The sequence below is a fragment of the Herbaspirillum sp. genome (assembly GCF_035644555.1).
Taxonomy (GTDB): domain Bacteria; phylum Pseudomonadota; class Gammaproteobacteria; order Burkholderiales; family Burkholderiaceae_D; genus Herbaspirillum.
The window spans coordinates 35881-56158 of sequence record NZ_DASQOH010000033.1 but is presented as its reverse complement, the minus strand read 5'-3'; the positions used below and the strand labels follow the sequence as shown (position 1 = coordinate 56158).

Below are 20278 nucleotides of genomic sequence, written 5' to 3'. Positions count from 1 at the left end.
CGAGACCTTCCCGACCCTGGCGCTGTCGCCCACGGTGAATGCGGAAAATCCGGCATCGCTGATCCGCATCGTGCTGGAAGGCGCCGAAATGCCCTGGACCCACAAGGCCCCGACGCAATTCGCCATGCCGGCCTTCGGCAGCCGCCTGTCGGATCAGGAAGTGGCCGATGTGGTCACCTTCATCCGCAGCACCTGGGGCAACCAGGCCTCGTCGGTGAGTGCGTCCGATGTGGCCAAGGTGCGCAAGCAGGTGCCGGAGAAAAAGACTGTGGAGGCGGGGGGCGTACCGCTGGCCAAGCAATAAGGTCTTGCCTGTGAAGTAGCTCCTGGCAACCAACCACCGGACGCGAGAACGTCCGAAATGGATGACGAAACCCCGTGTTTTCGAACACGGGGTTTCGTTTTTTTGAGAGTCGGTATTTGTATGTTTTGTCGGATGACATAGTTAGTGAAAATCTTGCCCTTGATGTATATCGGCTTTTTCGCTAAACATGACACACTGCATTTTGGCTGCGCCATAGAAAATGAAAAATAACCGCCACCGTGTCACATAAAGTGAAATATTATCGACGGCTTATGCCTATGAAACGGCAAGCTTTCTGAATGCTCAGTTCTTGGACTTCACCACTGTTGATTTGCTCGCAGATTTGACCCTCTCCATTTGACCCACCTTCCATTGCCTGCTGAAGGCAGCCACCCGGTCATACGACCCCTCGTATCCCAGTTCTCTTAAGTCCAGGAACATCTGTTTTAGGGTCCTTCTTTGCTTCCGAGATTTGACCGCGTCTGCGCTGAGCCAAGCGGAGAGCTTGGCGGTGAAGTCATCGAGCGAGCTTGGCGAACGCCTTGCTGGATAAGCAGGTTCGCTGACATCGGATCGGATGTAGCGGCGAACTGTGTTGCGGGAAATGTCGAGCCTGCGGGCGATTTCCCGAATTGAGATGCGGTCTCTGATGTACCAGCGTCGAATAATTCCAAGTAGGGCCACGTCTATCACTCCGTTCTCCCGCTCGCTGTCATGAGCAGGATTGTGGTCTAAACATGGGTCAACTTTGGATGCAAATTTCCGGGGAAAGTGGGTCAGTTTTCAATGCAAATCAACACAGTCTACCTAGGGACGTGCGCATCGCATCGTACCAAACTTCGAAGCGACTCTATCATCACTGTATCCGGCTAGGCTCGTTGCCACAAAGATGTGTCAACAATAGCCGCCCCCTACTTGAATAGAATCAAATTGACTTAGATTGCATACAATCGGTTACATATAGGTTACATAAATACAAAATAGAAAAAGGGTTACAAGCTTCATCAGCCTGCAACCCTTTCATGTACTGGTGGCCCCCCCGTGAGTCGAACACGGCACCAACGGATTATGAGTCCGCTGCTCTAACCAAGCATGAGCTAGGGGGCCAAAAAATCAGCCGGCGATTTTAACATCTTCGCCGGCCAATTCTGACACCCTAATATCAATTCCCTTCCAGGAAGCTCTTCAGCTTGTCCGAACGGGAGGGGTGACGCAGCTTGCGCAGTGCCTTGGCTTCGATCTGGCGGATACGCTCGCGGGTCACGTCGAACTGCTTGCCCACTTCTTCCAGCGTATGGTCGGTCGACATCTCGATGCCGAAGCGCATGCGCAGAACCTTGGCTTCACGCGGGGTCAGCGAGTCGAGGATGTCCTTGACCACGTTGCGCATCGAGGCATGCAGCGCCGCATCGGCCGGGGCCAGCGTGTTGTTGTCCTCGATGAAGTCGCCCAGATGGGAATCGTCGTCGTCACCGATCGGCGTTTCCATGGAGATCGGTTCCTTGGCGATCTTCATGATCTTGCGGATCTTGTCTTCCGGCATTTCCATCTTGATCGCCAGGGTCGCGGGATCGGGCTCGGCACCGGTTTCCTGCAGGATCTGACGCGAGATGCGGTTCATCTTGTTGATCGTCTCGATCATGTGCACCGGAATACGGATGGTGCGCGCCTGGTCGGCGATGGAGCGGGTGATGGCCTGACGGATCCACCAGGTCGCATAGGTCGAGAACTTGTAGCCGCGACGATATTCGAACTTGTCCACTGCCTTCATCAGACCGATGTTGCCTTCCTGGATCAGGTCCAGGAACTGCAAGCCACGGTTGGTGTACTTCTTGGCGATCGAGATCACCAGACGCAGGTTGGCCTCGGTCATTTCACGCTTGGCCATGCGCGCCTTCTTCTCACCAGCGCCCATCTTCTTGTTGATGGCGCGCAGGTCAGGCAGCGGCAGTACCACGCGGGCCTGCAGGTCGATCAGCTTCTGCTGCAGTTCCTTGATGGCCGGGACGTTACGGCTCAGCACGGTGCTGTAGTCATGGTTGGCGGCGACTTCGCCGTCCACCCAGTCCAGGTTCACTTCATTGCCGGGGAAGACCTTGATGAAGTGAGCGCGCGGCATGTTGCACTTGTTGACGGCCACGTCCAGGATCTGGCGTTCGACGGTGCGGACTTCATCCACCTGCGCGCGCAGGGTGTCGCACAGCTTCTCGACGATCTTGGCGGTGAAGCGGATGCCCAGCAGCTCGTTGGAAATGATTTCCTGCGCCTTGACGTAGGGCTTGGAGTTGTAGCCTTCCTTTTCGAAAGCCTTGCGCATGTTCTCGAACTGGGTGCCGATGACGGCGAACTTGCCCAGCGCGTCGCGCTTCAACTGTTCCAGCTGTTCGGCGGAGAAGCCGGCAGCGCCGGAACCGCTGTTCTCGCTTTCCTCTTCTTCGTCTTCTTCCTCGTCTTCTTCCTCTTCTTCGTCGTCCTCGTCGGAATCGGAAGCGGCGGCGTCGACCTGCTGTTCGCTTTCGTTGGGATCGACCAGGCCGTCGACGATTTCGTCGACCTTGATCTCATCCTTGGAGATGCGGTCAGCGGCGGCCAGGATCTCTGCGATCGTGGTCGGGCAGGCGGAGATGGCCTGGATCATGTCCTTCAGGCCGTCTTCGATGCGCTTGGCGATCTCGATTTCGCCTTCGCGGGTCAGCAGCTCGACCGAACCCATTTCACGCATGTACATGCGCACCGGGTCGGTGGTACGGCCGAAGTCGGAATCAACGGTCGACAGGGCGGCTTCGGCGGCGGCTTCGGCGTCGTCATCGCTGGCGACGTTGGCCACGTTGTCCGACAGCAGCAGGGTTTCGGCGTCAGGGGCGTGCTCGTAGACCGAAATGCCCATGTCGTTGAAGGTACCGATGATGCCGTCGATGGCTTCCGGATCGACGATGTTCTCGGGCAGGTGGTCGTTGATTTCCGAGAAGGTCAGGAAACCGCGTTCCTTGCCGAGCTTGATCAGGGTCTTCAACTTCTGGCGACGACGCTCCAGCTCTTCTTCGCTGGCTTCGGTGTCGGAAGAGAAGGCGTCCTTCAACAGGGCCTTTTCCTTGGCCTTGCGGTCCTTGGCCTTGGCCTTGTCGGCGGCCTTCAGCTCAGTACGCTCGATGGTGTTGAGCGCGGCGACTTCGTCGCTCTCGGGCTGGAATTCCTTGGGCTTGCGGCCACGACGGCCCGGCACCTTGACGCTCGGCAGCACATAGCCGGACGTGTCGATGGCTGCCAGGGCGGCAGCATCAGTGGTTTGACTTACGCTCGACGCGGCAGTCGCGCTGACGTCTTTGCCTTCGACCTTTGCGGCTTTGGTGGTCTTGGCGGTCTTGGTTTCGGGTTTCTTGGTGGTCACGGAAGTCTTCGTCGCTTTCACAGAAACCGCTTGTTCGGCGGCTTGAGGTAACTTGTTGGCTGGCGTTGCAGTACCCTTGGGCGCTGCGGCGCGGGCCGGCTTGGCGGCAGTTGTCTTGACTGTCGTCTTTTTCGGCGTCGCTGCTGCTGCAGTCTTTGCCGTGGGTTTTACGGTGCTGGCTGCCGTCGCAGTCCCCTTGACTGGCGATTTGGCGGCCACCGCCTTGGTGGGCTTGGCAGCGGCGGTCGATTTTACCGCCGTTGCCGTCTTGCTGCTCTTTGCCGACGTTGCTGGAGTTTTCGCGGGTTTCTTCATTGCATTTGCCATAGAATCAACTGCCAATTGAGAATTCACTCATTGCGCCAATCAAGTCATGCTAATGATGCAACTCCGGCACCGATTTCCCGGTAGACTCCGGCTGCACGCGCAACGTTCCTTTTTACGGGCGGGCCATCAATCGCGTAAGGCAGGCAGTCGTGCCCTTCACGATCCGGCAAACCTAACGCTGTCTGCCGGCCTCCGTCCCGGTGCGCCGGGCTGGAGGCATGGTGCCGCAAGGTGGGATGCAACAGCCATCCGGCGGAACTAAAGCCCTATAGTATAGCACAGATGGGGCTCTTTTCCCCGGGATCAAGCCGCGATATTCGGCTATTCACCGCTGATCCGGCGGGCAAATCACGGCAATTTGCAGGTCTTTACCGTGTTTTCCAAGTCCTGATCCCATCGGATCGCGCTTCTTCCACCGCATGACCGCAGCCACCGGTCCACCCTGTCGTTTCATCGCCTCCGCCAGGCACCGCTGGCGGGCCTCCCGTTCACCCTGCCACGGCCGCGCCGCCGGTCTGGCGCTTGAGCCATTCCTTGCGCTGCATCAGCTCACGGTAACGGTTGCGCTCTTCTTCGGTGCGCAGGTTCGAGGTCACCAGCATCTGCATCTCCTCGTCGAGGGCGCGGATCCTGGCCTGGCGGATGGCGCCGGCCATCTCGGCCCGCACCACATCGAATTCGGATTCCGATTCGGCCGCGATTTCCGCGATCATCGAATCGAACTCGGGGCCGCCCTCGCGCAGGTGCTCGACCAGGGCCGCGAAATTGGCCTGCTCGCCCATGCCCTGGGCGACGCCGACCAGGTGCGAGAGCATCTCGGCCTGGTCCGGCGCGATGCGCGCGATGGCTTCCAGCGCGGCCGCATCGAGGTCGGCCGAAAGCTGCGGATGCGCTACCAGCAGGCGCATGATCTGGCGCTCCAGGCCGACCGGCGCGGTACGCTTGCTGCGCGGCGGTGCGGCGCGTACGCGGGCGACCGGTTTTTCCAGTTCAAACAATGCCTCAAGCTCGGCTGCGGTTGACTGCGTGGCCTGGGCGATGCTGCGCACGATCTGCAGGCGCAAGGCGGAAGCCGGCAGGGCCTGCAGCATGGGCTTGGCCGCAAACTGGGCATGGGCGCGGCCTTCCGGGGAGCGCAGGTCGTTCTCGCCGATGATTTCCCGCAGCAGGAACTGCGACAACGGCAGCGCTTCGCGAATCTGTTCCTCGAAGGCCGGGGCACCCATCTCGCGCACGTAACTATCGGGGTCATGTTCCTTGGGCAGGAACAGGAACTTGATGGTCTTGTTGTCCGAGGCATACGGCAGGCAGGCCTCCAGCGCGCGGCGCGCGGCACGGCGGCCGGCGTTGTCGCCGTCGAAGCTGAAGATCACCTGGTCGGTCTGGCGCAACAGCTTTTGCACGTGGATCGGGGTGCAGGCCGTTCCCAGCGTGGCCACCGCTTGCGGGAAACCCAGCTGGGCCAGCGCCACCACATCCATATAGCCTTCGGTGACCAGCGCATAGCCGGCCTCGCGAATGGCCTGGCGGGCCTCGAACAGGCCGTACAACTCGCTGCCCTTCTGGAACAGCGGGGTTTCAGGCGAGTTCAGGTACTTGGGTTCGCCCCCATCCATCACGCGACCGCCAAAGCCGATCACCTGGCCCTTGGTATTACGGATGGGGAACATGACGCGGCCCCGGAAGCGGTCGTAACGCTTGCGGTGGGCGCCGCCCTCTTCGCTCTTGTCGATCACCAGGCCCGATTCGACCAGGGCCTCGTTCTCGTAATCGGGGAAGACCTGGCGCAGGCTGTCCCACTCGTCGGGCGAATAGCCCAGGCCGAAGCGGGCGGCGATCTCGCCGGTCAGGCCTCGCCCCTTGAGATAGTCGATGGCGATCTGGGCGCCGCGCAGCTGGTGCCGGTAAAAGTCATTGGCACGCGTCATCACATCCGACAAGGCCATGCTCTTGGCCTGCTTTTCCTGGCGCTGGGCCAGGGGGATGCTGTCTTCGCGCTCGGGCACCACCATGCCCACGTTCTGGGCCAGGTCCTTGACCGCCTCCACGAAACCCATGCCGGAATACTCGATCAGGAAACTGATCGCGGTACCGTGCGCGCCACAGCCGAAGCAGTGATAGAACTGCTTGGTCGGGCTGACGGTGAAGCTGGGGGATTTCTCGTTGTGGAAGGGGCACAGGCCCATGAAGTTGGCGCCACCCTTCTTCAGCTGCACGTAACGTCCCACCACGTCGACGATGTCGACGCGGTTGAGCAGGTCCTGGATGAACGACTGTGGAATCACCTGGGTTGCGGACGAATGGAGGGAGCCAGTGGCAAGAAGAGCGGCAGCCCGATCAGGACGCCAGCGCGGCCTTGACCAGCGCGGACACCGCCGTCATGTCGGCACGACCGGCCAGCTTGGGCTTCAACACGCCCATGACCTTGCCCATGTCCTGCGGACCGGCTGCACCGGTGGCGGCCACGGCAGCCTGCACCTCGGCCTTGATTTCGTCATCCGACAGGCTGGCGGGCATGTAGGCCGCCAGCACCGCCAGCTCGGCCTTTTCGATGTCGGCCAGATCCTGGCGACCACCGGCTTCGAACTGGGAGATGGAATCCTTGCGCTGCTTGACCATCTTGTCGATGATGGCCAGCACGTGGGCGTCGGTCAGTTCGACGCGTTCATCGACTTCCTTCTGCTTCATCGCGGCGGTCAAGAGGCGGATCGTGCCCAGCTTGCCCATGTCCTTGGCGCGCATGGCGGCCTTCATGTCTTCCGTGATCTGCTCTTTCAAACCCATGGGGTACTCCGAAGATGAGGTGGATGAGTATTCTGCAATCTGGCGCCATCCCGCATCCAGTGTTCCAGGCGGCAAGGTGGCCGCCTGTCATAGGATCGTAGAACATGGATGGGCTTATCGCCAGCCCGAATCGCTGCCTTTGCTTCATATCTGGGGTTTCAGAGAAGAAAATCCAGGACAGGCAGGCTCAAGGCGACGAACCAGCGAACAAATGAGGAAAAAAGCGAAAACCCGCTGCGGACCAACACCGGAGCGGGTTTACACATCGGCCGCACCTGGGCGCGGCAGAAAATTCTTAGTACAGCTTCTTCGGCAGCTGTTGGCTGCGGATGCGCTTGTAATGACGCTTCACGGCAGCAGCCAGCTTGCGCTTGCGCTCAGCGGTCGGCTTTTCGTAGAACTCGCGTGCGCGCAGTTCGGTCAGCAGACCGGTCTTCTCGATGGTGCGCTTGAAGCGACGCATTGCAACTTCGAACGGCTCGTTCTCTTTAACGCGAATAGTGGTCATGTAAATTCAAACCAAAAAGGTTAGGTTGGATAGCAAAGAAAGCGATTGTAGCAGTACTGACACCCGATTGGAAGGCCAAACGTGGCATTTTTTCCACCCCGCCAGTAAAAAAGGGATAAGAATCAGTCACTTATCACAGTCAAGATGATGCTTCACCTGAAGTCAAGGGAAGCGGACTGAAAATTCCGCCCTCGCCCTCGCCCTCAACCCGCCTACACCGCCGACCCGGCCGCCACGCCCGAGGCCCAGGCCCACTGGAAGTTGTAGCCGCCCAGCCAGCCGGTGACGTCGGTGGCCTCGCCGATGAAATGCAGGCCCGGTACCTTGTTGGCCATCATGGTCTGTTGCGACAGCTCGCGGGTATCGACGCCGCCCAGGGTGACCTCGGCCTTGCGATAGCCTTCCGAGCCGCTGGGGACGATCACCCAGCGGTTCAGGGAGTCGCCCAGCTTCTTGAGTGCCTTGTCCGGCATGTCGGCAATGCGTGCGCCGGCATCGAAGCCATGGATCTGGAGCCAGCCCTCGGCCAGGCGGTTGGGCAGCCATTGCGCGAGCAGGTTGCCCAGGTTCTTCTTGAGCGTCCCCTTGCCCTCGATCAGGGTCTCGGCCACATCCAGTTGCGGCAGCAGGTTCAGGGTCAGCGGCGCGCCCGGCTTCCAGAAGCTGGAAATCTGCAGGATGGCCGGGCCGGACAGGCCACGGTGGGTGAACAGCAGGTCTTCCAGGAAATAACCCCGCTCCTTCTTCACTCCGGTTTCCACTTCCACCTCCAAGGCGATGCCGGCCAGCTCCACCAGCGATTGCCAGCCCTTGCCATCGAAGGTCAGCGGCACCAGCCCCGGGCGCGGTTCGATCAGCTTGAGATCGAACTGGCGGGCGATGCGGTAGGCGAAATCGGTGGCGCCGATCTTGGGAATGGACAGTCCGCCGGTAGCGATCACCAGGCTCGCCGCCTGGATCTCGCCAGCGCTGGTGGCGATGCGGAACAGCTCGCCGCTCTTGCCGACCTCATGCACGGTGCAGGGCATGCGCCAGCTGACGTTGCCGGTCTCGCATTCGGCCTTGAGCATGGCGATGATGTCCTCGGCCGAATCGTCGCAGAACAGCTGGCCCTTGTGCTTTTCGTGAAAACCGATGCGGTGGCGCTTGACCAGCCCGATGAAGTCCTGCGGGGTATAGCGCGACAGGGCGCTGCGGCAGAAATGCGGATTCTGCGAAAGATAATGCTGCGGTCCGGCGCCCACATTGGTGAAATTGCAGCGACCGCCGCCGGAGATGCGGATCTTCTCGGCCAGCTTGCCGGCATGGTCGATCAGGACCACGCGCCGGCCACGCTGGCCGGCCACGGCGGCGCACATCATGCCGGCGGCGCCGGCGCCGATGACGGCGACATCAAAATGCTTGGGGGAATGGTGGTTCATGCTGGCTCCGGCACGCATCTCGGTGCAGCCCGAGGTCGCTTCAAAAGCCGTGATTGTCGGTGATCCCGGCCCTTGCGCACAAGAGCCAGGAAACAACGCTCACAAAGACAAGGGGCCGGCATCTTGCGACACCGGCCCCCTGCCTTCTCGCCGCCATCCCGTGTGCTCTGCAATCACCCGGGCGGACGGACACCTCAACTCAAGCTCGCCGCCTTGCAGCGGAAATGATTTATATCGTTATATCGGTTACTGGAAATACGGCGGCGGCTCCACGCCCATCCACAACTCGGAGGACAGCCGCATCATGTCATTGAGCGATCCGCGCTGGGCGAACATCTGGCGCAGCCAGTTGGCGTCCGAGAGCCGATCATGCGCAATGCGACGCAGGCGCACGATGGTCTGGTGCTCGGCCTCGTTGGCCACGTAGGGCTCCAGCAACTGCAACTGCTGCAGCAGATGTTCGAAAATGGGCAGCTTGCGTGACTGCGAAGGTGTGGCGCCATGCAATGCCAGCTGACCGTTCAGGCCAAAGCGGCTGGCCTCGAAGCGGTTGAACTGGTACAGCAGATAGAAATCGTCACCCACCACGAACGGCCGCTCGGTCAGGATCCAGCGCGCCAGCAGCTGGGCATAGGCGCCCAGGTGTGCCGCATGCTCGATGGTCAGCGGGGTATCGCAGACGCGGATTTCCACGGTGCCATATTCCGGCTTGGGACGGATGTCCCAGTAGAAATCCTTCATGCTGGCGATGATGCCCATCTGGTACAGCTCATCGTAGTAGGTCTCGAACTCGGCCCAGCGAGTGTGGACCGGGGCCGTGCCCGACAACGGGAAGGCGCGTACCACATTGCTGCGCGAGGAATCGAACTTGGTATCGGCGCCCTGGTAGAACGGCGACGCCGCCGAGAGTGCGATGAAATGCGGCACGTAACGCGAGAAGCCGTGCGTGAGGTACAGCGCATCGTCGCCATTCTCCACCCCGATGTGGATGTGCTGGCCGAACACCGTGAAGGTCTTGGCCAGGTAGCCGTATTTCTCGTGCAGGTAATGGAAACGCTCGCTGGGCGTGATGCGCTGTTCATTCCAGTGCTGGAAGGGATGCGCGCCACCGCCGGAGACGTCGATGTTGAGGTATTGCGCGCCCTTGTTCAAGGCAGCGCGCAAGCCCTTGAGCTCTTCGATCAGTTCATCGACGCGGGTATGGATGCCCGAATTGAGCTCGATCATGCCCTGCGTCATTTCCAGCTTGATCTGCTTTTGCAGGTCGCGCGGCTCGATCCAGTTCAGCAGATCGACCGCATCGCTGGCCAGGTTGTAGTTGCGGCGGTTGACCAGTTGCAGTTCCAGCTCGATGCCCATGGTAAAGGGCGTGGAGGAACCGAATGGCAGGATGCCGGCGCTGCCCTGCGGACCGGCCACATGGGCCTGGCTCGCAGCGGCGTCTTGTTCATTGCGGATCAGTGTCTCGGTATTCATTCGCGTCCACTCTCTCCAGATTTGATCAGGGCAAACTGTGTCGCCACCGGCCCCAGGAATTCCAGGACCACCATGCTGCCCGCCAGCAGCGGCAGCACATTGGCCGTGGTGTGCGGGTACAGCGAAGAGACCGTCTGCATCAGGCCCACACCGACCTCGGTCATGGGCAGGGTACCCAGCGTGAGCAGGCCGGCCTGGCGCCAGTTCATGCGTGCAAAGCGCGCGAACAGGAAGATGCCCAGCCCCATCGCCAGGAAGCGGGCAGCAATCAGGATCAGCACCGAGAAGCCCAGCAGGCCCAGGTCCGACAGCTTCATCGAGGCCCCCACGGTGACGAACAGCATCACCACGAACAATTCATTGGCGACGCCGAATTCCAGCTCCATGAGATCGAACTGGCGATCCAGGTTCTTGGAGAGGATGGCGAAGATCAGCATGGTCAGCATCACCGGCAGGTGCAGCGCATGCGCCACACCGATGGCCAGCGCGATGACCGAGATCACCAGCACGAACTGCGAGCTGTTCTCGCGACCCAGCAGGCGTGCCAGCGGCATCATCAGCCAATAGGTCAGATAAGCCAGGACAGCCGAGCCCACCAGCGAATACAGGGTGTGCTGGATCAGCGTACCCACCGGCGTGCCGGCCTCGTGCGCAATCACCGGCAAGAGCGCATAGGCGGCCAGCACGGCGACGAAGTTGTTCAAGGCCGTCATGGCGGCGAGCCGGCGCGTGACCTGGCCCTCGGCCTTGAGGTCGCGCAATACCACCAGCACCACGGCCGGGGCGGTGGCGATGGCCATCACGCCACCCAGCAGGGCCATCACCGAATCGGTACCGAACCAAGTCAACGCAATGCTGACGAAGCCGAAGCACAGCACCGCCGACACGGCCACGGTGATCATCAGCCACTTCTCGCGACGCAGCCAGCCGATATCGACATAGCGCCCCAGCTGATACACCACCAGTGCGACGGCGATGTCGGCAAAGATGTTGGTGACCTTGAGCACTTCGCCCGAAAGCAGGTTGAAGCCGCCCGCACCGAGCAGGAAACCGACCAGCAGATAACCCGTGATGCGTGGCACCCATGGGGACTTGGAAACAACATAGCCCGCGATCAGCCCGAACAGCAGCAGTCCGCCGAATACCAGCAAGGCATTCCATTGCAGCGTCTGTGCGAGGGTGAAAGACGGAAGAGCCCACTCCATATCTCCTCCTGTGTAACGATTAGGTTTTTGGAACCGTACGCGGTGCGGGGACCGGGCACGGATCGCGTGAGCATGGGTAGCGGAATGGGCATGCCTTGCATGCGTGCCGTAACTGCCGTGACTACCCGGTGCGATCGGGTCCGGATTTGCTAACGAAAACGACGTCGCCAGAAATCACGGAGCACCGAAGATATCACTCTTGCTCTGTGCGATGATCTTTTTTTATCTTACAACGGAAAATTTAAACTTCCTGATTTGATGTTTATTGAATTTCTGGAACTTATCCGAAGCGCATGGAGAGGATGACGGTAGTTGGGGGAGCCTCAATGTTCTACCAGCCGACCTTCGGCAGTAATCAGCGCAGACCTGATTCGTTTGTCAGAAAAGACCGACACCAGCGCAGCGCGATAGCGCGCGAGCTGCGCGGCATAGTCGGCGCGCTCGGTATCGAGCAGGCGCCGTTTGTAGTCGAGCACCCAGACTTCATCCTCGAACATCACCACCCGATCCAGCCGCATGACGCCTCCCGGGGAGACGATCTCCATCTCATTGCGCGCCCAGCGATGCAGGGCCGGATTGAAGAAGCGTTCCAGCGGTGGCTGCGCCAGGACCTGGCGCGCCTGCGCATGCACCACTTGCGCCATCTCCGCCGACACGCCCAGCCAGCGCACCAGCGCGGCCGGTGCGGGCAGCGGCAAGGGCCAGGCCTGGCCATGGGTGAGACGTTCCAGCAAGGCGTGCAACGCCACGCCCTCGTCGATGGCAGCGCTGCCGATCAGGGTGCCATCCTCGGCAATGGCGACCGGCGCCTCGTCCTCCTCCGCGCCAGCGGCGAACAGCGACACCGGAATCGGGCGTGGCGCGAACAGCGCCAGTTCGAAGCGCTCGTCGGTGCTGGCGGTCTGAGCCGCCTGCACCGTATCTTCGCTGATCTCGCGCACCGGGGCGTCGCTGGCGAACAGACGCTGGTACCAGCTACCCTCGACCACGCCGCCCTCGCCCGCCCCGCGTGTGCCGGCCACGCCGGAGACCAGCAGTAACTGCTTGGCGCGGGTGACGGCCACGTACAGCAGGTTCCAGTCTTCCTGCCTGCGCAGGGCGTCCTCTTCCTCGAACAGGCGATCACGCGCAACGCCGCGCTCGCTGCGCCGGCCAAAGGCGGAAAAGTGGGTGGGGGCATCCTGGTCCTGCGGCCACTCGCAGACGATGCCGATATTGTCTTCCACGGACTCGCTGTGATTGGCGTCGAGGATGGCCACCACCGGCGCCTCCAGCCCCTTGGCACTGTGCACGGTGAGGATGCGCACCGCATCGGCACTGGCGTCCACGCTGGCCTCGTCAGGCGCATCGCCGCCGGCACTGCGTTGCAGTACCCGCAGCGCATCGATGAACTTGGGCAGGCTGGGATAACGTCCGGCATCCATGTTCAGCGACAGTTCCACGAAGGCGGCGATATTGCCCAGGGTCTGGCTGCGCGTGAGCGGCGAGGCGTACTGGGCATAGCGCGCCACCAGATCGCCCTGGTGCAGGATCATGTCCAGCAGGTCGTGCACCGGCAGGTGCGGCGCCGCCTGCAGCCAGCGTTGCAGCATGCCTACCGCGCGCACCAGGGCGGCTGAGGCCACACCCTCCTGCTGCATGGCCAGCATGTGCTGCCACCAGTGGCCGCCATCGGCCAGTGCTGCACGGCGGGCGATCTGCACCAGATCATCGTCGGCCGCGCCGATGATGGGACTCTTGAGGACGTGCGCCAGCGCGCGCGTGTCGTTGGGGGTGATGAGGAAGGTCAGCAAGGCGATCAGGTCGGCGATCTCCAGCGACTCCAGCAGACCGCCGCGCTTGTCCGAGATGAAGGGGATGCCGGCTGCGCGCAAGGCGCTCTCGTAGGCGGCGAGGTGACTGCGCTTGCGCACCAGCAGCATGATGTCGCTCCAGCGCATGGGCCGGGTCGACTTGCCCTCCACCACCGGCACCTCGCGGCTGGCCTTGAGCAGCGCCTGCGCCAGCGCCTGCCCCTCCAGCAGGCGACGGGCATCGTCTTCCTCGCCGCGTGCCGTGGTCAGTGGATTGCGCCAGGCGATCACGGGCGCCGGGTCACTGGTGTCGGCGTCCTCGTCGTTGACGTTTTCTGCACCTTCCTCCTGCCGCACCAGCGGCAGGCGCCACACCTCGCCTCCCTCCAGGCCCAGCGTGGTCTGCTGGGCGAACAGCGGATTGCCGCCGCGCACGAATGAGCGATTGAGCACCTCGACCACGGCACTGGCATTGCGCCGCGTCTGGTTGGCGCGCAGCACCGCCGCGCCCTGCGCGCGCAACAGGTCGCGCGCCGCCACGAATACGCGTGGCTCGGCGCGCCGGAAGCGATAGATCGATTGCTTGGGGTCCCCCACCACGAACACGCTCGGTTGCGCCGCATCGCCGCCATAGGCACGCAGCCAGGAACGCACGATGCTCCATTGCAGCGGGTTGGTGTCCTGGAATTCATCCAGCAGGATGTGCTTGTAGCGGGCATCCAGCCGGGTCTGCAGGTAGGCGGCACTGGCCTCGTCGTTGAGCAGGCGATAGGCTTGCCATTCGAGGTCGGCGAAGTCCAGCACACGCTGTTCCGATTTCACTTCCTGATAGCTGTCGAGATAGGCGCGGCCGGCGATGAAGAGGGCACCATTGAGCTGCAGCACCTGCTTTTCCTTGCTGCGTCCCTGCAACTTGCGCAACTCGGTGCCGACGGCATTGAATTCGCTGTCGAAGGCCTCCAGCGCGGCATCCTCGCTCACCTGGAAATGCTGCACCACTGCCGCCAGCAGGGATTTCACCTTGCCGTTCTTGCGCGGCTTGTCCTTGTCGTCGTAGAACTGGCTGTACAGCGCGTCGAAGTGCGCCAACGCCGGGCCGGCAGTCAAGGCCGATTCGATGGCCACGGCACGGGTCTTGTTGGCGGTGCCGCCCTGCCCCAGCAGGATGGCGATGCGACTGGCGCGTTCCACCAGGGCAGCGTCATCCCACAACGACAGTCGCGCGTCGCGCAGCGCATCCTCGCCGCACAGGGCTTGCAGCCACAGCAGTGGGGTCGGCGTATCGATCTCTTCACTGTCGTCGCCATCGTGCTGGGTCGCGGCCCACCATTCGGCACGCTTGTCGATGAAGGCGTCCAGCAACTGGCGGGCATTGAAGTCGCCGGCCAGTTCATACAGTTCCAGCAAGGCCGCCTTGATGCGCTCGCCATCGGGGTTGCGCAGCTTCTGCATGAAGCGGCGATAGGCCTCGTCCAGCAGCTCGCCATTCTTCTCGGTCAGGGTATAGCCATGCGGCACGCCCGAGGCCAGCGGCGCGATCTGCAGCAGGCGTGCAAACCAGCTATGGAAGGTGTCGATGGAAAGGCTCTGTTCGGAAGACAGGATGCGCTCATACAGGCCGCGCGCCACCGGCAGCAACCGCGACAGATCGGCCTCGGCCACGCCGCGCTCGCGCAGCAGTGCAGCGGCCCCGGCCTCATCGGCCAGCGCCAGTTCATGCAAGAGCTCCATCAGGCGTTCGCGCATTTCCTGCGCGGCCTTGCGGGTGAAGGTGATGGCCAGCAGTTCCGGCGCCTGGGCGCCCGCGAGCAACAGTCGCAGCATGCGCGCCACCAGCAGCCAGGTCTTGCCGCTGCCGGCGCAGGCTTCCACCACCACCGAGTGGCGCGGATCGCAGGCGGCGCGGGTGAACTGGGCGGCATCGACGGCGCTGCCGTCGATCTCATAGGCCGCCGGTGCGGGCCTGCCGATCTCGCCGGCGCTCACAGCCAGGCTCCCTTGCGGCACAGGCCGCGCATATCGCAGTACTGGCATACCGATTCGATGCCATTGGCCGGTAGCGGCGCACCCTGCGCCACCTCATGCATGGTGGTAGTGATCTGTTGCTTGAGCATTTCTTGCTTGCGGAGGAAATCGGGGGCGGCGGCGGCGCCGGTCTTCTTGTCGCTGCCCAGTTCGAGGGCCACGTAATGGGCGTGCTCTACCGCACCACCGGCCAGCAGACCATAGAAGGCCAGCTGATGATCATCCTCTTCCTTGATCTTCTGCCTGAGGCTGGCGACGCTGCGGGTCTTGTAGTCCAGCAGGGCGCGCTCGCCCTGCGCATTCTGATCCACCCGATCCAGGCGACCATACAGTTCGATGCCGCCATCCTGCCAGGACAGCGCTTGCGACTGCGACTGTTCACCGAAGACGAACTGCCAGCCATCGGCCTCGCGTTCATTGGCCCAGAGCAGGTAGGCCGGCATCACCTTCTGCCAGCGGGCGTGGAAGGCCAGTGCCGCAGGGTGACGCTGCATCTCGCGCTGGAACACGTCCTCCGAGATTTCCGCCAGCAGCGCCGGACGGGCCGCCAGCGGCGTGGCCTGGTCGCGCAGATGGGCATGGTAGCGGTGCAGGATCTCGTGCAGCCAGCTGCCGTAGTCGCGCTTTTCCGGCATGTCGGACAGTTCGTCCATGACCGCCACGCGCAACATGCGCGCTGCGAAGAATTGATAGGGACAGGCCAGGAAGCTGCCGAAACCGCTGGCCGACAGGCTGGAGGGCAACAGCTCCGGCGCGCTCGGCGCCGGCATGGCCGAGGGCTGGGCCAGCAAGCTGCGCAAGGGCGGCGGCCGGTGGATGGTCTGCAGCGGCGCCCTGCCCTGTTGTGCCAGCTTCAGTTCCAGACGTTCGATCCAGGGGCTCACCGGGTTGGGCTCGCCGTCCTGGTGGGTCTGCCAGCACAACACCACTTGCGGATTCACGCACAGCAATTCGGTGAGGTCGCGCAGCTGCTGGCGCTGACGCTCTGCCCGCGTCACCAGGTTCAGTTCGCGCCGTACGGCATTGGAAAAGAACAGGGTTTCCTGTGGCGGCGAAGGCAGGTGGGCGGCATCGGCGCCGATCACCAGCACTGCATCGAAGCGCCGCAGGCGGGCGCCGTTGAGCGGCAGCATCACCACTCGCCTATCCTTGATGGGCGGCATGTAGGAAGTTGCATCCAGGCGCAGGTTCAACAGTGCGCGCCATTCGGCGAAGGAGAAGGTGTCGGACAGTCCGCCCTGCTCGGCGGCGATCTCGTCGAGCATCAGCAGGCATTGCTCGCCCGCGCCATCCTCACGCAAGGCGCGCTCCATGCCCAGCACCTGGCACAGCTGGCGCTGGGTCTCGCACCATTGCCCCAGGGTCTTGCGACCGCCGAAGCGGGCCGCCTGGCGCGCCAGCAAGCTGATGCAGGCCAGGTCGGCGTCATGCTCCGCCTGTGCGAAGGCCGATTGCAGGGCCTGCCAGTCGCCGGCGATATTGGCGCGACGCAGGCGGGATTCGATGCGCATGACCCGATCTGCACGATCGGGATCGTCGGGAAAGACGAAGGGCGACTTCAACAGGTCCAGCAAGGCATTGGTCTCGCCGCGTGCCGATACCAGGTCGTTCCAGGCCGCCAGTGCGGCGGCGGCACGGGTGGTGGAAAGCTTCCAGCCGGTCTCGTCGGCCACCGCCACTTCGGCGCGCTCCAGCAGCGCCCGCAGGCGACGTGCGGTGACCCGGTCCTGGGCGACGATGGCGATCTCGCTCTTGCCCTGCTCCAGCCAGCGCAACACGATCTGTGCGCTCTGCACGGCGGCGCTCTCCAGGTCCGGCGCCGGGCACAGCAAGGGCAGTGCGGACGGCGTGGCGGATGGCGCACTTTCTTCCGGGTAGGCAGGCGGCACACCCTCTTCCTCGGCCAGCAGTTCTTCCCAGGCGGACAGATACACCGGATGCAGCGGCGCGATGGCCTGCCGGCTCCAGTCCAGGGTCACGATGCGCACCGGCTGCCGGCCGGCGTAGGCCTCCAGAAAGGCGGCGTCCAGCGGCTCCGGCGCGGTCGGGCTGACCCACACCAGCGGCAGGCTGGCGCGCCCGGCCAGGGCCAGCATGGCGTCGAAGCGCTGGACGATGCGGTCGCTGGCATCCAGCTGGGTCTTCCAGACCTGCCATACCAGTGCGGCCTCGTCGGACAACATGCCATGCGCCGAAGGTGCCAGCGGCTCCAGCAATTGCGCCAGCGCCTGCGCCCAGCGGCCCACGGCGGCCTGCTCGCCCGCGGCGCCGGCACGGATCTCGGGCAGGAGCGCCAGGGTCAGCTCGTCCGACAAGGCCAGCAGGGTATGGGCCAAGGGCAGGAGATCGGCATTGCGGCGCGCGGAAAACATCTTCTTCAACCAGCCATGCTCGCGCAACTGGGCATAGAGCTGCATCAGGCGTTCACTCTCGGAGGGCGGTGCGGCCTCGCCCGGCACCTGCATGGCCAGCAGGCCGGAGAGGGTATTGATGCGGGGCGCGATATAGGGCCGGCGCAGTTCACGGGCCAGCGCGGCCTTGAAATTCTGCGCATGGGAAAACGCCGGCACCATCAGCTGCACCCCGGAAAAATCCAGCGCCGCCGCACCGGCAGCGCCGCCCTCCTGCAGCGCCCGGCCCAGCGGCTGTCCCTCGCGCAACAGCAGCCGCACGGCCTGTGACCAGAAATCGGGGGAGGGAGCGATCGGGATGGTGGCGGAGAGCATGCGTCCTCGGAAATGATTTACGACTGTCGATGCAGCGCCTGGTCACGCCCGCGTACCACGGTGGCGTGGACGGCACGGAGCGGACAAGGCGCCTTCCAGGGGGCGGAGCGATTGTATTTTTCTCTTGATCCAACAGCTTTTTTCAATCGACCGGCCCGCCGGACTGCTGCGCATTGTATGCCAGCGCAGCCTGCCGCTGCCGCATTTTTTCCCGCCCGCTCGGCGCCAAAGCCGCGTCGGGACTCGACGGCGGGCCCATCATGGCGCTGAGGACGGCACACAACAAGCCAGTCCGGCGCCGTCTACACATTCTTTCAAAATGGGTTATGATTGTTCCTGTACCCCGCCGCTTACCCCTGCCGCGCTTCAAATACAACTTGAATCGGCGCGCAACGACTCCACGTAGACCAAGCAACTCCGGAAGCGTTGATGGCTCACGCCAGGCATGATGGTATGTGTCCACCGGCGCTAATTGACTACTTACTACACTCCCTCACACCGAGGAAATGCCATGAGCGAACATATCAAACATATTACCGACGCCTCTTTCGAAGCTGACGTGCTGAAGTCCGACAAGCCCGTGCTGGTTGATTTCTGGGCCGAATGGTGCGGTCCCTGCAAGGCCATCGCCCCGATCCTGGAAGAAGTCGCCAAGGAATACGACGGCAAGTTGCAGATCGCCAAGCTGGACGTGGATTCCAACCAGGCCATTCCGGCCAAGTTCGGCATCCGTGGCATCCCGACCCTGATCCTGTTCAAGAACGGTGCAGCCGCTGCGCAGAAGGTCGGCGCCCTGGCCAAGGGCCAGCTGGTTTCGTTCATCGACAGCAACATCTGATGTAATATCCGACGGCGGCGCGCTCGCGCTGCCGTCCGCCCGACCTGGCATGGCGGGCTTTATCCTAGATCCACACCACGCAATTCCCTCCCCCACCTTTATTTATCCCGTCCCGGGACACTCATATGCACTTATCAGAACTAAAAGCGATGCACGTCTCTGCCTTGCTGGAAATGGCAATCAGCCTGGACATCGAGAACGCTGCGCGCCTGCGCAAACAGGAGTTGATGTTTGCCATCCTGAAGAAGCGCGCAAAATCAGGAGAACAGATTTTTGGCGATGGCGCCCTGGAAGTGCTGCCTGACGGCTTCGGCTTCCTGCGCTCGCCCGACGCCAGCTACATGGCGTCCACCGACGACATCTATATCTCGCCTTCGCAGATCCGCCGTTTCAACCTGCATACCGGCGACTCCATCGAAGGTGAAGTGCGCACGCCCAAGGACGGCGAGCGCTATTTCGCCCTGGTCAAGGTCGACAAGGTCAACGGCGAACCGCCGGAAGCCTCCAAGCATCGCATCCTGTTCGAAAACCTCACGCCGCTGCACCCCAACAAGCTCTTGCAGCTGGAGCGCGACATGCGCGGCGAAGAAAACATCACCGGCCGCATCATCGACCTGATCGCCCCGGTCGGCCGCGGCCAGCGCGGCCTGCTGGTGGCCTCGCCCAAGTCGGGCAAGTCGGTGATGCTGCAACACATCGCCCACGCCATCACCACCAATCATCCGGATACCGTGATGATCGTGCTGCTGATCGACGAACGTCCTGAAGAAGTGACCGAAATGCAGCGCTCGGTGCGCGGCGAAGTGGTGGCCTCCACCTTCGACGAGCCGGCCACGCGTCACGTGCAGGTCGCCGAAATGGTGCTGGAAAAGGCCAAGCGCCTGGTCGAAATGAAGAAGGACGTGGTCATCCTGCTGGACTCGATCACCCGTCTGGCGCGCGCCTACAACACCGTGATCCCGGCCTCCGGCAAGGTGCTCACCGGTGGTGTGGACGCCAACGCCCTGCAACGTCCGAAGCGCTTCTTCGGTGCCGCGCGTAACGTGGAAGAAGGCGGCTCGCTGACCATCATCGCCACCGCCCTGATCGAAACCGGCTCGCGCATGGATGACGTGATCTACGAAGAATTCAAGGGCACCGGCAACATGGAAGTGCACCTGGAGCGCCGCCTGGCCGAGAAGCGCGTCTACCCGGCCATCAATCTCTCCAAGTCCGGCACCCGCCGTGAAGAGCTGCTGATCAAGCCCGACCAGCTGCAGAAGATCTGGGTACTTCGCAAGCTGATGTACGACATGGACGAGATCGAGGCGATGGAATTCATCCTCGACAAGATGAAGTCCACCAAGAACAACGCCGAGTTCTTCGACATGATGCGTCGCGGCAACTGAGCCCTGCTGCCAGCGCCATCGAAAACGGCATGTCCCAACCGGACATGCCGTTTTTTATTGACCCGCCGGCAACAATGCGGGGGCATTTTCAACCG

14 protein-coding genes and 1 tRNA gene are annotated in these 20278 nt (G+C 62.6%); 4 read left to right on the top strand and 11 right to left on the bottom strand.

Going from position 1 to position 20278, the window contains the following annotated elements:
• The coding region (locus VE092_RS08960) for a cytochrome c (protein WP_324875885.1) at nt 1–304 on the top strand (304 nt) is incomplete at its 5' end.
• Nucleotides 305–607: 303 nt separating this feature from the next.
• Here VE092_RS08960 and VE092_RS08955 read toward each other — a convergent pair.
• The 3 genes from VE092_RS08955 to rpoD form a co-directional block, all read right to left on the bottom strand.
• Nucleotides 608–988: a helix-turn-helix domain-containing protein gene (locus tag VE092_RS08955; RefSeq protein ID WP_414653448.1), complete on the bottom strand. Its 381-nt coding sequence runs from the start codon at nt 986–988 to the stop codon at nt 608–610.
• Between the two features lie 344 nt (nt 989–1332).
• Nucleotides 1333–1411: transfer RNA gene (locus tag VE092_RS08950), tRNA-Ile, on the bottom strand.
• Nucleotides 1412–1466: 55 nt separating this feature from the next.
• Nucleotides 1467–3692 (bottom strand): RNA polymerase sigma factor RpoD, encoded by a 2226-nt coding sequence (gene rpoD, locus VE092_RS08945; protein ID WP_324875883.1) that lies wholly within the window; start codon nt 3690–3692, stop codon nt 1467–1469.
• Between the two features lie 115 nt (nt 3693–3807).
• Between rpoD and VE092_RS08940 the strand changes: the two genes are divergently transcribed.
• Nucleotides 3808–4038, top strand: coding sequence for a hypothetical protein (locus VE092_RS08940; RefSeq protein WP_324875881.1), 231 nt, complete (start codon nt 3808–3810; stop codon nt 4036–4038).
• 469 nt (nt 4039–4507) lie between these two features.
• On the opposite strand, the gene dnaG is transcribed toward VE092_RS08940, so the two are convergent.
• The 8 genes from dnaG to VE092_RS08900 form a co-directional block, all read right to left on the bottom strand.
• Nucleotides 4508–6304, bottom strand: a complete 1797-nt coding sequence (dnaG, locus tag VE092_RS08935) for a DNA primase (RefSeq protein ID WP_324875879.1) — start codon at nt 6302–6304, stop codon at nt 4508–4510.
• A 52-nt stretch (nt 6305–6356) separates the two neighbouring features.
• Nucleotides 6357–6803: a GatB/YqeY domain-containing protein gene (locus VE092_RS08930; RefSeq protein WP_324875877.1), complete on the bottom strand. Its 447-nt coding sequence runs from the start codon at nt 6801–6803 to the stop codon at nt 6357–6359.
• Nucleotides 6804–7098: 295 nt separating this feature from the next.
• On the bottom strand, nt 7099–7311 hold the full coding sequence (rpsU, locus tag VE092_RS08925) for a 30S ribosomal protein S21 (protein ID WP_006462949.1): 213 nt from the start codon (nt 7309–7311) through the stop codon (nt 7099–7101).
• Nucleotides 7312–7523: 212 nt separating this feature from the next.
• On the bottom strand, nt 7524–8732 hold the full coding sequence (locus VE092_RS08920) for an NAD(P)/FAD-dependent oxidoreductase (protein WP_006462948.1): 1209 nt from the start codon (nt 8730–8732) through the stop codon (nt 7524–7526).
• Between the two features lie 246 nt (nt 8733–8978).
• Nucleotides 8979–10208 carry a YbdK family carboxylate-amine ligase gene (locus VE092_RS08915; RefSeq protein WP_324875874.1) on the bottom strand — a complete coding sequence of 410 codons (1230 nt, stop codon included), beginning with the start codon at nt 10206–10208 and terminating at the stop codon, nt 8979–8981.
• A complete protein-coding gene (locus tag VE092_RS08910; protein ID WP_324875872.1) occupies nt 10205–11413 on the bottom strand; it encodes a cation:proton antiporter in 1209 nt (402 codons plus the stop codon). The genes VE092_RS08915 and VE092_RS08910 overlap by 4 nt, the downstream gene beginning before the upstream one ends.
• A 323-nt stretch (nt 11414–11736) precedes the next feature.
• Nucleotides 11737–15240 (bottom strand): UvrD-helicase domain-containing protein, encoded by a 3504-nt coding sequence (locus tag VE092_RS08905; RefSeq protein ID WP_324875870.1) that lies wholly within the window; start codon nt 15238–15240, stop codon nt 11737–11739.
• Nucleotides 15189–17957 carry a PD-(D/E)XK nuclease family protein gene (locus tag VE092_RS08900; protein ID WP_324875868.1) on the bottom strand — a complete coding sequence of 923 codons (2769 nt, stop codon included), beginning with the start codon at nt 17955–17957 and terminating at the stop codon, nt 15189–15191. Before VE092_RS08900 ends, VE092_RS08905 begins: the two co-directional genes overlap by 52 nt.
• A 511-nt stretch (nt 17958–18468) precedes the next feature.
• On the opposite strand from VE092_RS08900, the gene trxA reads away from it, so the two are divergent.
• Nucleotides 18469–18795 (top strand): thioredoxin TrxA, encoded by a 327-nt coding sequence (trxA, locus tag VE092_RS08895; protein WP_006462943.1) that lies wholly within the window; start codon nt 18469–18471, stop codon nt 18793–18795.
• A 125-nt stretch (nt 18796–18920) separates the two neighbouring features.
• On the top strand, nt 18921–20183 hold the full coding sequence (gene rho / locus VE092_RS08890; protein WP_008325783.1) for a transcription termination factor Rho: 1263 nt from the start codon (nt 18921–18923) through the stop codon (nt 20181–20183).
• Nucleotides 20184–20278: the final 95 nt, after the last annotated feature.